The sequence below is a fragment of the Idiomarina sp. H2 genome (genome assembly GCF_004364275.1).
GTDB lineage: Bacteria > Pseudomonadota > Gammaproteobacteria > Enterobacterales > Alteromonadaceae > Idiomarina > Idiomarina loihiensis.
Map to the genome: position 1 here is coordinate 163,484 of NZ_SNZY01000006.1, position 14,670 is coordinate 178,153.

Genomic DNA, 14,670 nt, shown 5'->3' on the forward strand with positions numbered 1-14,670 from the left:
TATACAGCGTTTTGAGGGAAGGTCAAATTTCGAACAAAGCCTTATTGAACCATTGAGCACATAGATTGTTTATTAGTTAAGCTTATTAAGAAGGGCTGATCAGTCGAGCATCTAACAACACAGTGCTTTTTGATTGCTTCGATGAAAACTCTATCGTGATCGCCTCTCGTTCTTTCTCGAAGGTCATTAACAGATCCTCGTCGGCAAATAATTCGGTTGCTCGAAACATCAACGCGCGACTGACCTCTATCGTTTTATGAGTAAATGCGGCAGCATCATCAACTTTCAATGCGACCCGGTGAGCTGCATAGCGAGATTTGTTTGCTAACGATACTTCCAGTACCGGCTCTCCAGTTAACCTCAAATTCAGTGGGTACTTTTGAGAAGCAACATCAATTTCTTTTAAGGCATGAATTAACTTGTTCGCCATTACCACGATCTTACCGTCTTGCTTTAAAAGCCTCAGCGGTGTTAATTTCCTATCTGCCTCCCCCAAATCAATCCTAAACTCCATTGAGTCTGAATAGACGACAATCTGCGAGCGAGAGAAGCGGATACCACTATTTCTCTGACGAGCAACAATCAACAGCGCATGATTCAGAAGCCCAAGTTTATCCCGCGTCACCGTGAGCCGGAGTGGCTCTTTATTGACATTGTCGTGCGACTCAGCAGCAAATGCGCGTGCGAGCACTTGAAACTCTTTTCCTTTGACGAGCAACGCTATCCCTCGCGGAAACAAAGATATATTAGCGACGACAGAATTTCCGCCGGTAGAATTGCGCGTTAATTTTAACGTTCGCTCGAACAACATAATGTCTTTGTGATCAATCTGATAAGAGAACTGATAATCATCTCTCACCCCGACTGCTTCCATCCGCACGTTACGCTCAATCTCCTGAGCGCTCATACGATAAACGACCTGCTCACTATGCATGGTTTCATCTTCAAAAAGCCCCCGTTGCATGAGCGTTTCTGACAAATGAGTTGCACCAGAGAGCACCAGCTGCTCATTTTCTAAGTCAACCTCGAGCTCTAGATACGGTAACTTCTTTAGCTGTGCGCTAAAGCGCTGTATGGCTGCCAAATCGATTTTAAGTAATGCGCTCTTTGCTTCCTCTTTGTAAAGAATGGTGCGCTTAACTTCAGAGAAACCTTTTTTCAATCCGGGAGGCGTAGCGATAACAAGACAATTCTGCAAAAGGTCGACTTCCATGACGGCCGAGTGGTCGACATCAATATTGTTACTCGTTTTTTCAGAGAGCTTCATCATAAGCTCTATTGATTGCACTAAGTTATCGTTGTGTATCGTTAACTTCATTTCTCCGTCTCTTCATCAACTTGTCGAAACGCCGCATAGAGCTCTAAAGAGCATAAGAGGTTCGGTAGTTTATCCCATAGCGGCCAGCGTAAACGGTACGGTTTTATCCGCATTTCAACTCGTGACGCCTCCTTCTTTTGCTCTGTTTCTTTGATCCTGACTTGATAATCAACTCTTTCAATAAGTGATCTCCACGAGCCATCATCACAATTCAGCTCCATGATGCAATCCCCTAAGCCCAAGATTCTAAATGCACGAAGTATCTGCTCAGCATCGCGCTTATTGCTGACCGTCTCTTTTTTTAAACACCTTTTCAACGTGCTGATTGCATTTTGCTCAACCGACAGCCAACGCTGCGCTGTCATTCGCTCTTGAAAACGGATCCAGGTCGGGAAAGCTCTCGGCGATAATTGCTGTAAAAACTGTACATTGGGAAGCTCAGTTAACCCTTCGAAATAGCGTTGTACGTGCTTACTTATGGATAAATGACTTAAGGGGCGATACTGGTAATCATAAAGCGCATCAATGAAATCACTGAACGTGATAACCGTATCAACAGGCTGAGCTGACGGTTGCACCTGCGTCTTGAGTTTTCTCGCATCCGCTAAGCCAAAAGCCGCTGTTTTGAATAGCGCTTTTTCTGCGTGGTTACTCGTAAACACGCGCTTGCTCGTCTCGAAGCGCGCGTTCGTCTGCGGCAACAGATTATGCAATACGCTTTTGTTAAGCGGTGAGGCGCGCATAGAGCTTAATTCAAATGTCACCAGGTCAAAAAAGTGGAGGTAGCTTGCTGCTGAGGTTGCTGGCGTCGCGTGCCCTAACATCATCGCTAAAAAGTCAAGGATCGGAAAGTAACTATTAAGCGCTCTCCCTTCCGCTGACAAAGCCTGGTGAATACGCTCTAACTGCTTAGATGAGAAAAGTTCGTGCGGCTCTTTGGTTAGACTTTCACCTGAATTCTGTTGTGTCAAAAAATATCGACCAATGGCAGCCTGGATGGACGGAAACGCACCTTGCGCTAAAACAAGCAATAAATTATTAGCCGCGCAGTGACGTAGCGAATGAACAACCAGATCGGGGATTTGAGTTTGCTCACGCAAAAGCGCCATAAACTCGCGCTCATGCACTTGCACGGTTTGCGCATCAAACAGTCGATCATGGGTTTTAGAGCGCATCTCAACGTAATTCAAAAGCGACAGATAAAACGACTGCGGTAATAACGCCAGAGAAATTTTACGTGGCGCATTGGCCGTTTTTCGACCAGCAAACTTTGTCACATAAAGCACATCGCTCTCGACATTGATATCATCAACGGCAAGTAGTAACGCTTCGTTGCGTCTTAATCCAGCGTAATAGCAAAGTTGCATCATTAAAGCTGTTTGTTCACGCGCGCTTGAGCGCATCGCATGAAACGCATGACACGTCGAATCGAATAGTTGCGCTGGAATGAAGTGCGCTCTGACACTCTCTACCGTTACACCAGCAAGCTCAAGCTCATCAAAGTCATACAATCGAAGCTCTGATATTTCATGAGCATACTGCAAAAATCGCAGCACCGTGCTCTGCTTATCAGTAGCTTCAAGATCAGAAATGGCATCAGCTAAACGATGCGTAAGCTCATAGAGCGCATCAACATTAGACTGGGCATCAACAACTAATTCCTCATCGCTCAACGTTTCAACCAAAAACACGCTGAGTGTCGACAGATAGCTTCGTATCGAGCTTGCTTTTAGTCGCTTTTTGCTCGCGCTGCCAAAGAGAAACAAGTCAGCGCAAAAAAGTGCTAATAATTGCGCTAATACCGATGGAGCTTGCTCCGCATCTTCACCCAATGTGTTGAAAAGCAGTTGCTCTATCGCAGAGCGCGCCCTCTTCAGCGCTTTGCCGCTTCTGCCAGGTATGTACACTTGCTCTTCGTACGTGGATAAAATGCGACGCAGTGCATCAATCAACTGCCTATCGACATTCCCGGCGCGGTGCTCAGGCGAAAATGCTAGTCTCAGCCCGGAATCAACACCAAATGTTTTTTTATCGTATGTGTCACCCGTCAACGCTGCAATCGCTGTCTTGCGTTGTCGTTTACGACTGACATGATGCGTTTGAGCCTCGCTTTCCTCCTCATTAATTTGACCTGATAGCGCCAAAATCAGCGACTCATCAGACAATACTGTGGTAACAGTTGATAGCGATATTTCAGCGATCGGCGTTGTCTGAAAGTTAAGTGCCAATAGCGCATCATTAAACGACAGCGCGGTAGACGCCATCGCCGGCTCTGTCGCTCTTATCTTTTGCCACCACTGCTCAAATGCCTTGTTTAAAAGTTGCTTTTTTGAAGCCTGGATCGCCTGAGCTCGGCGCAGGTGCAACAAAGCTTCCGCGTCTAACCACACGCGCTGGCGACGCGACGTTTCTATCAGTACCGATGCTCTGTGTAAATCGCTGAAACACAATAAATCTCTCTGCTTAGCCTCAAGCACCGACAATAACGTTTTGCTATCGGTGATATGCGAACGCTTGGCAATGGATAAGGCGTGTAACAAATAGCGCTGCGTGTCGCTAAATTGAAAAAACGATAATGAGGCGATTGCGTCGTCAAGCTTTCGCTCGAGTAACGATTGGAGCAAAAAGACAGGGTTATGCTCATTAATGAGCGTTTCTTGTTGCTTTAAGGGTCGAAATTCAACGGGCTGAATTAACGCCTGATGTTCGCTTTTAAAGAGATAAAGCGCACGCATACTCAGCCACAGCGCTTCAAGCAACTCGTTGGTAGTGGCATGTTGATAAACACTCAGCGCACGGCGTTGTAGATAGTTTTCTGCAACCTGTTTATCTGCATTAAGCGCGTCGCGACAATGCTTATTTAATACCGCAAAAACAACGTCGACTTCATTGCGCACAAGCTTATGAGCGCTGATTAGCGCACGGGCGATATCTGTTTGAGTAAAATCGCTCATAGTGCACTTCCCAACCAATTTATCATATCGAGAACGCATGCATCGTTTGCTGCTATTTGTTCACCGGCCGGTTGCATACGCGCCCTTTGCTGTGCGGCGATATGGCGGATATCAAATAGACTGTAATTCGACAACAAACCGGCACCGACGCGCGAGTGATTCATAAAGCCGTTCAGCGATGTTTGAGAGAAGTCATCGAGCGATGAATTAAGAAACGCATTAGCCGCAACATGGCGAAACGCCTGCGCCGATAGCTCATCATCAATAAGCGTTTTAATTTGTGCATCAACGCGCGTTTTTGATAAATGCTCCCAGCGACATGTGCCTGACTTGTCAACCGACAATAACATTACTAAAGCCGTCGGCCGCTCTATCGCCAGGCGAGCAGACAGCGTGTCGCATAATGTGCTGGTTGCACAAAGTAACTGACACAATACATCGTTGAGCACAATAAGGCGCCGCTCATCTTTATGATGAACGCGTTTATCTCGAACGCTTAATAATCCGCTCGTTTTGTCAAAGTGATGGCGTGCCGGAAACGGCTTTGATACCGGTCTTAGCGCCACAGTTGTCGCGATTCGCATATAGCAATAAAGCGCGACATTATTGAATGCGTCAACAGTCGCTCTATCATCAATTTGCTGTGACAGTGTGTTAATTAACTGCTCGTATAAAAGTGTTAACGCGTCATCTTTTATCGAGCGATCGGAGCCTTGTCGTTCGTTATCGGCAAAGTCAGACAAACCTGAGTCAGATTTATTTTCGTGTGTATCCTTGCTATCAATACGTATACCTACGTTGTCGACAAAATTATCCCAAGCGCTTAACAGCGTTACCTCGAGCTCCTCGTTCGTCACGTTGATATAGTGACTTTGCACCGTACTCTGATTTTTTAAGAAGTTAAGAAACGTTTCGGGGGCTTGCTCTCGTGCAAACTGAAAAAATGTTGTTTCAAATGCGCGTCGGGTGACGCCTCTTTTTTTCAGTCCGGTCTCGTTAAGTACATGATTAATGAAACCGCGATAGCTTTTTTCATCGACAAACAGTACGTTACTAAGCTCAGCGTCATTACGCTCGGGTGAGTTGCTTTTATTTCGCAACACGATATTTAATAAGCTACCAAGAGGGTTTGGCAGCTTTACCTTTAAATTTTTACAGCTCTCTTCGTATAGATAATCATCCGCGGGGGGGCTCGTATCAATGAGTTTGGCAGGCAATATCAGCTGCGCGAATACATGTTTTCGCGCTCCGTCGAGATCGTAACGCAGCACCTTCATTTCACGCGTATCAGCATGTTTTTTACTCGAGCTTCCCGCACTGACGTTTTGCAAATAAAACGTATCGACATCGGATAACGTCAACATTTTGAGCATGAGGCGCAAAAGAATACTTGCTTCTCGCAAGTTCACGTCTTCTAGTTCGCCACAAATAAAGCTTTGACTGATGTATTCTAGCGCTGTGCGCAGCTCGCCCACGGTTGCACTCGAAAACGAGAAAGGAAGTGCTAATTCATGCTTTCTCAGCGCATTGCTAATAGCCGACTGTTGAGTCTGATAAGACCGCTTTCGTTGTGATTGCGTGCGCTCAAGATGCGGCGTCACTTGAGTAAAGCGCCCGACTTCCTCACCCGCTTGGTTTGTCGTTTGCATTAACGCAATATCAGCCTCATCCATGCGGACCTCTGCGAAGGTATGCTTGTTCGTCGTATCGATGATGCTATTCTTACAAAGCGCGGCTAAATCGATCCGCCGCTGCTGTGGCGGCTGAAAATAGCGCGCGACCTTGTCTAACGTTTTATTGTCATTTTTCAACGCAACTTGACGTAGGTCGCGGCGCAGTTCGGACAATGTACTATCGAGTGCAAATTGTGCCGTGATACCTCGCGCTTTTAACTCATCAACACGACAGCATTCAGACGAGTCGACTTTTAAAAACGCATTATAAAACTGCAAACATGCCGCGTAGTCGTTAAAGCCGCGCGCACTGCATAAATGCGCGAGTAAGATATAAAGAAGCTCTGAGCGTTGTGACTCAGCGTATTGCTCCGACGCATCAGGCAATAACGACATCGTCGAGAAAAACGGATGCTCCTGCAGCTGCGAGTGCAAGTCTTTGCGTCGGATGTTTTGCATAACAGCGCTCGTTCGTTTCTCTGCATCGAGTCGGCCAATAAATACGCGATAACGATTCATCTGGTATGCGCTTAAACTTAAATTGACGTCGATAAAATAGCGACAGAAGAGGCTTAGTTTTGCGGCGTGCTCGCCGATACTGTCGGCAGGGTAGTGAAAGTGCGCAATCATCTCCTCAAGCAGGCTATCGTCGACATTACTCATCATCAAACAACTCACTGCCAAAGATTTCGTTTGCCTCAAGTGCGTTTTTTAAACTTGCTCGCGGCGGCCTCGCCTGATTTTTCGATACCGTCAGTTTTCCGCCTTGGAATCGCATCTTTTTAATTGCTGTCGTTATCGCGTCAGTACTTACTCCAAATACATAAGACAAGCGATTAAGACGGAGTAAGGCCGCTACTTTAAATTGCTTAACTCCAAACTTCTGATGAGCATAAAGTTCGAATGAACTTGTAACGCTGAGGTGTTGCGTTACCGTACTGTCAATCAGCACTTTATTAAATTCGTGCTCGTCATCAAAGTTGATGACTGCAAATTTCAGTTTTAAGTCATGAAAACGCAGGCTGAGCTCGCGAAGTAACAAGACGTCATCGAGCGCAATATATTTTGTACCTAGCCTCGCGACTCGAACGCAATGCAGTGACTTACAAATGCGCTCTAATAAGTCACGCTCAACTATTTCGTCAATAAAGCGCTCAACGCGCGCGACCGCTTCTAAATTAAATTTTCGTACGTCAAATGTTATCTCACTCAATTTCAAGCGTTTTTGTCTCATAGCAACCGTTTTTTTAACTGCATTTGAAACGAGCTTATCGCTTTTTTGAGCTTTTTGAAGTCCGTAGGTCTGGCTAAATTAGCCGACCTAGTACCGGCTTTCAAAAACGGTATCGTGCAGCGTATATAACAAAATATTTTTTATAAAAACCGATGGTAAGCGCTCACTTTTAACACCTCCCCCTAATTTTATAAGGGTTATTTAAAATTATTGCTTTTTTAAATGATTACTTAGACTGACTCTCCGAAAGTAACATTTTGTTACAAACTTCTTCGAAAAAAGTTTTTCTACGCTCAAATACCGTCAGGATTTGTCCATAGAACGCCATTGATCTGTAAGAAAGTAACTCCAACCACACAACCGGCCAAAATAATTGCCTCTGAGAGGGTTAAAGGCTTCGGGCATCACTGTCTACGAAGCCCTCCGAAGACTGAGAGCCCCTATCTGGCCTGATGGGCTTTTCTTTCGTACCTTTGGTCAGAAGCTTACCCGTAAGTGCGTTAACGTATGAATCACGTCTGGGAGTTATTCTCTGACGCACCGAGTCGATTGATACCCCAGATACCGATACCAAAAAAGATTATTAATCCAACAATTAGCATCAACAGTAGCCATAATTGTCCAGTTGTCATAGCACGTAACCCTTTTAAAAATAGTCTCTCGATGAGAAGATTTTCTGAAGATTTAACTCTAATCATAACGCCTTAATCAGGATTTTTGCTAAAAATTTAAAGACGCATCATACTAGTCAATATCAGCATCGCTGATGACTATTCGCTATTAATGAGGTAATTAAAAAAAATAACGCTCGATAATCCGTTGCCTAGAAAAGGGGCGCAGGGAATGAATGAGACAACGGCAGAAAAATTAAAGCCTTCACACAAAGAGTCGGAGCTTTTGCTTGGGCTCAATGAATATACCAGTCAGGCGCAAGAGCTAGCCGAGCCAATTCTTTAAACAGAAGGAGTGTCGAATGAACCGTCAGACCCCAAATAGTGAACAAAAAACGAAAGACGATAAGCCGGGACATGTCAACAAGTACAGCCTTGACGAGTTATTATCAAAAAGCCCGGCTGGCAGTTTCAAACTCAACTCTAAAGATAAGCAGTGGTTAAGTGGCCCGATTGTTGATGACAATAACGTAAGCTGAGATAAATAGTTCTGCTGATAATGAGTAGAAGTGGTATCGAGTGTGTTTGCTGTTTAGTCGCAGCACTGAGTAAAACGACTTAACCGACTGCATCAAGAACGCGTGTCTTAATCCTTGCTTTTCCGACTTCCCGGAAAAACGAAAAGTGTTAGTGCAACCGCGACTACCAAGACAAATGGTGCGGCACCGATAAAAATCGCTTCGAGCGTATTCATTTTTGCTTCCTCAAGCACAACAACCGATTTAAGTAGTTTAGCGCAAGATTTCCGAATGTGTAAAAGCTTTTTGCCTTGGTCATGAACACTCCTTATCGGCATATTACGCCTGGTTTTAGATGTGTCCGTAAAATCTGGGTAGAACCCGATAGTTAATTATGCGGTAAGACACTGATTTGGTATTCAGTAAGCATCATTGGATAACACGACATTTATGCGATAGTATTAGAGGGTATTACCTTTTAATACTTAGGTAGGTTAAAAATGGCAACATCCGTAAAACTGAATGATGATATGAAAAAACGCGTGCAGCATTTGGCAGATGTTCGTCATCGTTCAGCACATTGGATCATGCGTCAGGCGATCCAGGATTATGTTGAACGAGAAGAAAAACGAGAAGCTTTTAAGCAAGACGCACTTCGTGCCTGGGAAGATTATCAGCGTAATGGCTTGCATTTGACGCAAACGGAAACCGATGAATGGTTGTCCATACTTGAATCGGGTGATGATGCCGAGCTGCCAACGTGTCACACGTGATCTGGTCTCCGGCCGCCTTAGCAGACGTTCAACGTTTACATGATTTTTTGCGAGATAACGATCCGATAGTGGCTCGCGAGGCCGTCAAAAGCATTCGTAAGAACGCCCATATTTTGGCTTACCAACCTGAGATTGGCCGTCCGCTGGATGATATGCCTATTGAATTTAGAGAGTGGCTCATTGATTTTGGCCAGAGCGGTTATGTCGCGCTGTACCGTTACGATGGTATTAAAACGATTATTCTTGCAGTTCGACATCAGAAAGAAGTTGGTTATTCGTAAGTCTCCAGCGGTTTTTGATTCCGGCTCATTTGTCGGTTCACACCAAGCGAAAGCCTGAAAGTTTGGGTTGTTGACACCATTGCTCAGAGAACTTAAATGAAGCCGCTAACAATACAGACATTGTTGGTGCATTAAATATTTTAGAGCGGGGACACCGCTTGTTAGCCTGTGGAGAGTCGGCGTTAGCCGCTCGATGAAGCAGGAACTTGCACCTAAAGCAATTTAGTGTGCGCCCATGTAATGGGAATCCCCCACCGATTTAGGTGGGGGAGGATGTCAATTTACCTGCCTGATATTAATCAGTACCCAGCCGAGCGAGCGTCGCACGTCACCTGAAAATTTAACCGAGCCAACACCAAAATCCCCCATAGCTGGGCCACTTTGCCAAGGAAACCGGCCTAAGTGGCCCAGTTTTGGGATAAATTACACCGACCAAATCCGATCCAAGACCCAACCTCCCATAGCTGGGCCACTTTGCCAAGGAAACCGGCTTAAGTGACCCAGTTTTGGGATAAATTAAACCTATCAAATCCGATCAAATGCCAAAACCTCCCATAGCGGGGCCACTCCGATGAAGAAAATCGGCGTAAGTGGCCCAGTTTTGGGATAAATTAGTCCGATCAAAGCCGGTCCAACACCACTCCTCCCATAGCTGGGCCACTCCGATGAGGAGAATCGGCGTAAGTGGCCCAGTTTTGGGATAAATTAGTCCGATCAAAGCGGCTTCAATGCCCCAAATTCCATAACTTCGACAAAATGAGAAAAGAGCTGGCGTAGTCTGTGATACTTGGAAGGTCCAAATCACTAACTTATCGAGGGCGTTTATGGGTAAAACAACTAATGAAAGCAAAAACCCAGGAGTCCCTAAGATTTTACCTTCGCAGCATTTACATCTTAAACTCAGGCCTACCCTTGCTTTGTATGCGTAGGCTCCAGTGTTCCAAACGGTGTCTTGAATGTTCAACTTCTGCCCGTCATCATTACCGTGGCATAATCAAACATCTGCTGACTAATCACACCGTATTTGCTGAGAACAGGCTCTAAACTTAAGTAATTAATACTCGACAGCTATTTGTAAATTTATGCCATCCTCTCTATCGTGACCGCATAGTCCTCAACAACTTTTAGTTGCTGTTCTGCCAGGCTTTTAAAGTGGCGACTAATAACACTGCTTTCCATCACACGGGACCAAAAGTCATGTGCCGCTGCATAGGCGGTTTCCCAACAAATCCGTGGGACATTCGGATGAAAACGTATGTTAAACGGCTCCGATGGCAAATCACCGGCACTGGTTGGCGAGTAATGCATTGGCAGCATGTCATAAACCGGCGCTAACTCATAAGGTCGCCCATCAAAATTCAGCGCGGAAACGTTACCTAAATGCATGTCGGAGTTTGCGATAAGTTGTCCAAAAGCCCAGGCAACCTTGCATCGCGTCACCGCTTCTTCGGTGATAACACCTTGCTGATTCAAAGCGTCTGCAATGTCAGGCCAATGCCCATTAGCCTGCCCCACAAACTCTAAATCCAAACTCGCAAAGGATACCACGCCAACTCGCCCCCCTTTTGAGGTTCGGTCAAACCGCCGAGACGCGAGCAACGTTCTTTCATCAATATTGAAAGCGCGATTATAAGCAGCAACGTCGGAAATCATAGCATTAAGCGCTGCAGCTGCTAGTGCTTCTGAGTTCAGTAAATCCGCCCACCGATTCGCGACTGAATCAACCTCAGTTTGCATCACTCCTCCAGAGAATTTAACGATACATTCTCCCTCATCAAGGTTTGCAATGAATTTAGGCTGTTCACCTTTAGCCGATGAATCGAAATGCTCACCACGGGCTATAGCATCAGCCTTGATGCCTGCTTGCTCATGACTGATCACAGTGTCCTGCGGACGCTCTAACCATCGGGAGTATGCCTCATCGCCCAGTAAGAGGTTACCAACATGATCTTGCGGAAACTTCGCTAGTACCGCAAGTACCGTATCTTCCGACCATTTATTAGGATCAGGATCCAGACGTTCGCCTTGCTCCCTTAGCTGTTTAGCAAAAGAGCGCCCCAGGAACCCTTGCGGTCTCATATCAGACAACCACCATGGCAACGACTCATAGAACTTCCACTCTGACATAACCTTGCTGTTATCGTTATCCGAGCGAAAATATTCCACCAAATAACTATCATCCGGATATACGATATGTAACAGCGCTATTTTCTCCGCCTTTCCATTATCATTAACACGATAAATTGGCAGTACAGATTGTTCCGGAAGCATAGGCAAGGTACGTCGCAGTAGCCAGCGAGTAGCACGGCCTTCGCCTGCTTTTATCACCACTTGTGAACCCAATCGATTCAGCCGCCGAGTAACCGTTGTTGCATCAACCCGCAAACCTCGAGCAAGCTCAGCCGCCGACATCGGTCCAGACTTCAATGATAAAGTTATGTTATCGGCAACCTCAGTCATGGATTAAATAGCTCTCGTTATTACTAATAAAACAGTAAGAAAATCAAATTCCGCATAGATAATGCAGGTATAAAAATAATCATAAGACACTGTTATTAATGAATTATTTAATAAAATCTACAAGTTTTAGCAGGCTTGAATGCATTGATTTACAATGTTCGTTTAATTGTTATAGCAGATGCCAGTAAATTTGTCAGTATGTACTTGGATTGTCTTGTTTGAAGCTAGCCAAGTGAAATTGAATCAACGCTATCTCTCCCAGCCATCACAAGCGAATACGACCATCTTTTTGTGACTATAAATTCATCGAAAAAAATATTTTTTAGTAGCTTATTCAAGACATTATCCTTTTAAAACAACAACTTGGATAATTACAGAAGTATCGATAGACTAAATCCTGAGTTCAAAAACTGATTGAATTCTCAGCAAATTAGAGCCCGACCCGATTGACAAAATGAAAAAGGACTCACAATATGTTCATTGCAGTGCATAAAACGTGGCAAATTAACGATGCGTTCACGACTGCGTTCGATGATAAAGAGCTCATGCGCTTTAACTTTGTCGAACTCACAGTTAACGCAGAAAGATTTATTGTTGAACTAACTTTTGAAGAAAAAGATACGGATGCTGATACTGATGATGAGTATACAGTTACGAATCAGTATTTAGCTGTTACCTGGCGGGAAGCAGTTGAACTTACTAAAGTGGAAGGTGTTGTCAAAAAAAGGATATCGATCATCATTCCGCGTCACGCCAATCGTAAAGAGTATGATAAGTACGCGATTCAGGATATTGACGAGATTTTTCGTGTAGAAAACACCGAAAAAAACGGTGACTTCGGTATTCTATTTCGACTCGCAGACGAAACAGAGTACTTTGACTATCGTTGCGAACATTTTGAAAAATACAGAATTAAAGACTGCGTCTACAGCAATAAATAAGCAGCATTTATAACATTGGCACCAACAAGTGGTGACTTATACTGCCTAAAACTGTATCAACTCACCACTTAACCATGAAGAAAGAGCTACCAATTCAGAGATTAAATGAACTCTGTGTATTTCGCTGATTCGGAACAGCGATTCCGGACTTATCACGAAAATTGCGCAGAAACAGGTTTTTAACGCTTTTGTCACTGAGCTGATCACAAAATTTGGGCAGAAAAGCATTAAAGTGTGTTTTAGTAACCCAGCCGACCCAATGTTACAGCTTGCTACGGCAAAGGAGCGAGCCTGCTCTTTAACGTCAATTAGCTCCTTGAGGCGTCCAGATAACGACGGATCTCATACAGACCAACGAGCGAGCCTGAGAGCATGACATCTTTCGGTGAGTTCTCGCCAAAAGCTCGGTTGCAATTGTTGATCCATTCCTGTTTATGCGCGTCCTGTAAAAATAAAATTCGTAACGCTCCATGAATACCGAGGATCAATGAAACACGCGTGCGACGGTCTGTTGTCAGCTTGGATCGCATTCTGCCACTTTTCATCCGACGAAAGGTTGCTATAGGAATATCTCCCAATACAACGGCTTTCTCTGCGTCCGAAAATCCCCAAAAGTCCAGTATACGAACGGCAATGTTAAAAGCCACCTGGTCTTTCTCCACGGTTTTCCCTTCGTGATTTTCCCGAAACTGCGCGGGATCAAACGTTAATGCTTGTGCGTGCATGACTCGACACCTCTATCAAATGACAGTTAGAGTTTAACGCTATCAAATGATACTGCAAATGCTCGTTATTTATTTTTCGATTTCGATACCGCCATGGTTAGCACATTTTTTTGTGTAGTTCCAATGTAGTTGATTGCTAAAGGATAAACCGGATCCGCGCATGGTTGTGTCTTTAAAACCTGGATCGAGCCCAACAGAGAAACAGCTACTACTGTACGTATACACAGGTTGCCTCACCTATATGTATTGACTATTATCGTATACACGAAAACAATACATACAATACAATGCCAAATAATAAGCCCGCTATCGATGAGAAGCTGTACGAGCGATATAAAGCAATCGAATACCTCGCTTTCTGGGAAGGCGGTGTTAATGCGTCTCGACTATCACGGTTATTTGGGGTGCAAGCTAATGTCATAAGCAAAGCGATTACAAATTATCGCACACATTATCCTGATGCGTTGGTTTATATGCCAAGCGATCCGGAAAAGCTGTTTGTCGCCACAAACGCATTTGAAACGCACTTCATTCGGCCACAATGGGCTGACTACATTCAGTTTATGCTCGCCGTTGGCTCTCATTATATTGAGGGGCTTTATGGACCTGATGCCTTCCATAATGCCGTCACACCGCTTGCGACGCCAAGTCCTGTTATTACGCGGGTGTTATTAAAAGCCATCCGTAACAATGCAAAAGCCACCATCCTTTATAAAAGCCGTACGCATCCCGAGGGGCTGAAACGAGACATTATCCCACAGCAATTAAGTCATGATGGGTTGCGCTGGCACTGCAGAGCATACTGCTGCCGACGCGAACGTTTTTCCGATTTCAATCTCGGGCGTATCAATGACATTGTCATGACTGAAAAAGGTGTCACTCTCCCAGCTATCGATACGTTGTGGCATCAATACGCGCCCATTCAAATTGCTCCACATCCGGCGCTTAATGAAACTGGGAAAATGCTGGTATTAAACGACTATGGTCAAACAGCGCCCTTTGTCATTAAAGCGCGCTGCGCTATGGTTGATTACACCCTGCAATATTACCGCCTGGGTCGTCACGGCATACAAAGCGACCCGCGTCAGCATCCATTAATTGTTGCCAATATTGAGGCACTGCGCCCCTACCTGTTTGAGTAGGCTAGCCAATGAACATTTATAAGTACCTACAGCAGATAAA

The 14,670-nt window shown here is 44.9% G+C and carries 11 protein-coding genes; 5 read left to right on the forward strand and 6 right to left on the reverse strand.

Annotated elements, in window-relative coordinates; translation table 11 throughout:
• Window positions 1-85: 85 nt before the first annotated feature.
• From DET62_RS09710 to DET62_RS09725, 4 genes are read right to left on the reverse strand one after another with little or no spacing between them, the layout of a single operon-like run.
• The gene (locus DET62_RS09710; protein WP_110013755.1) at window positions 86-1,318 is read right to left on the reverse strand and encodes a hypothetical protein; all 1,233 of its coding nucleotides are present in this window, start codon (window positions 1,316-1,318) and stop codon (window positions 86-88) included.
• A complete protein-coding gene (locus DET62_RS09715; protein WP_166635831.1) occupies window positions 1,315-4,272 on the reverse strand; it encodes a tyrosine-type recombinase/integrase in 2,958 nt (985 codons plus the stop codon). The genes DET62_RS09710 and DET62_RS09715 overlap by 4 nt, the downstream gene beginning before the upstream one ends.
• Complete coding sequence (locus tag DET62_RS09720; RefSeq protein ID WP_110013757.1) at window positions 4,269-6,611, reverse strand: hypothetical protein; 2,343 nt, start codon at window positions 6,609-6,611, stop codon at window positions 4,269-4,271. Before DET62_RS09720 ends, DET62_RS09715 begins: the two co-directional genes overlap by 4 nt.
• Complete coding sequence (locus tag DET62_RS09725) at window positions 6,601-7,158, reverse strand: hypothetical protein (RefSeq protein WP_133660291.1); 558 nt, start codon at window positions 7,156-7,158, stop codon at window positions 6,601-6,603. Before DET62_RS09725 ends, DET62_RS09720 begins: the two co-directional genes overlap by 11 nt.
• A gap of 994 nt (window positions 7,159-8,152) precedes the next feature.
• Between DET62_RS09725 and DET62_RS14460 the strand changes: the two genes are divergently transcribed.
• The 3 genes from DET62_RS14460 to DET62_RS09740 all read left to right on the forward strand — a co-directional run bounded on the left by DET62_RS14460 (window position 8,153) and on the right by DET62_RS09740 (window position 9,362).
• Window positions 8,153-8,329: a hypothetical protein gene (locus DET62_RS14460; protein ID WP_158511968.1), complete on the forward strand. Its 177-nt coding sequence runs from the start codon at window positions 8,153-8,155 to the stop codon at window positions 8,327-8,329.
• A gap of 479 nt (window positions 8,330-8,808) precedes the next feature.
• Complete coding sequence (locus DET62_RS09735) at window positions 8,809-9,081, forward strand: CopG family ribbon-helix-helix protein (protein WP_034818393.1); 273 nt, start codon at window positions 8,809-8,811, stop codon at window positions 9,079-9,081.
• A complete protein-coding gene (locus DET62_RS09740) occupies window positions 9,078-9,362 on the forward strand; it encodes a type II toxin-antitoxin system RelE/ParE family toxin (RefSeq protein ID WP_235598890.1) in 285 nt (94 codons plus the stop codon). The genes DET62_RS09735 and DET62_RS09740 overlap by 4 nt, the downstream gene beginning before the upstream one ends.
• A gap of 1,080 nt (window positions 9,363-10,442) precedes the next feature.
• On the opposite strand, the gene yjjJ is transcribed toward DET62_RS09740, so the two are convergent.
• A complete protein-coding gene (yjjJ, locus tag DET62_RS09750; protein WP_110013760.1) occupies window positions 10,443-11,822 on the reverse strand; it encodes a type II toxin-antitoxin system HipA family toxin YjjJ in 1,380 nt (459 codons plus the stop codon).
• A gap of 473 nt (window positions 11,823-12,295) precedes the next feature.
• Here yjjJ and DET62_RS09755 point away from each other — a divergent pair, with 473 nt between their 5' ends.
• Window positions 12,296-12,763, forward strand: a complete 468-nt coding sequence (locus DET62_RS09755; protein WP_110013761.1) for a hypothetical protein — start codon at window positions 12,296-12,298, stop codon at window positions 12,761-12,763.
• A gap of 308 nt (window positions 12,764-13,071) precedes the next feature.
• Here the strand turns inward: DET62_RS09755 and DET62_RS09760 are convergent, their stop codons facing one another.
• Window positions 13,072-13,488 carry an MbcA/ParS/Xre antitoxin family protein gene (locus DET62_RS09760; RefSeq protein ID WP_110013762.1) on the reverse strand — a complete coding sequence of 139 codons (417 nt, stop codon included), beginning with the start codon at window positions 13,486-13,488 and terminating at the stop codon, window positions 13,072-13,074.
• A gap of 287 nt (window positions 13,489-13,775) precedes the next feature.
• Between DET62_RS09760 and DET62_RS09765 the strand changes: the two genes are divergently transcribed.
• Window positions 13,776-14,630 carry a WYL domain-containing protein gene (locus DET62_RS09765; RefSeq protein WP_110013763.1) on the forward strand — a complete coding sequence of 285 codons (855 nt, stop codon included), beginning with the start codon at window positions 13,776-13,778 and terminating at the stop codon, window positions 14,628-14,630.
• The last annotated feature ends 40 nt before the right edge of the window (window positions 14,631-14,670 follow it).

Bases quoted from the DNA above. Each gene is read 5' to 3' on its own strand.
- DET62_RS09720 (WP_110013757.1), bottom strand. From the start codon at position 6,611: ATGATGAGTAATGTCGACGATAGCCTGCTTGAGGAGATGATTGCGCAC.
- yjjJ (WP_110013760.1), bottom strand. From the start codon at position 11,822: ATGACTGAGGTTGCCGATAACATAACTTTATCATTGAAGTCTGGACCG.
- DET62_RS09755 (WP_110013761.1), top strand. From the start codon at position 12,296: ATGTTCATTGCAGTGCATAAAACGTGGCAAATTAACGATGCGTTCACG.
- DET62_RS09760 (WP_110013762.1), bottom strand. From the start codon at position 13,488: ATGCACGCACAAGCATTAACGTTTGATCCCGCGCAGTTTCGGGAAAAT.
- DET62_RS09715 (WP_166635831.1), bottom strand. From the start codon at position 4,272: ATGAGCGATTTTACTCAAACAGATATCGCCCGTGCGCTAATCAGCGCT.
- DET62_RS14460 (WP_158511968.1), top strand. From the start codon at position 8,153: ATGAACCGTCAGACCCCAAATAGTGAACAAAAAACGAAAGACGATAAG.
- DET62_RS09735 (WP_034818393.1), top strand. From the start codon at position 8,809: ATGGCAACATCCGTAAAACTGAATGATGATATGAAAAAACGCGTGCAG.
- DET62_RS09710 (WP_110013755.1), bottom strand. From the start codon at position 1,318: ATGAAGTTAACGATACACAACGATAACTTAGTGCAATCAATAGAGCTT.
- DET62_RS09765 (WP_110013763.1), top strand. From the start codon at position 13,776: ATGCCAAATAATAAGCCCGCTATCGATGAGAAGCTGTACGAGCGATAT.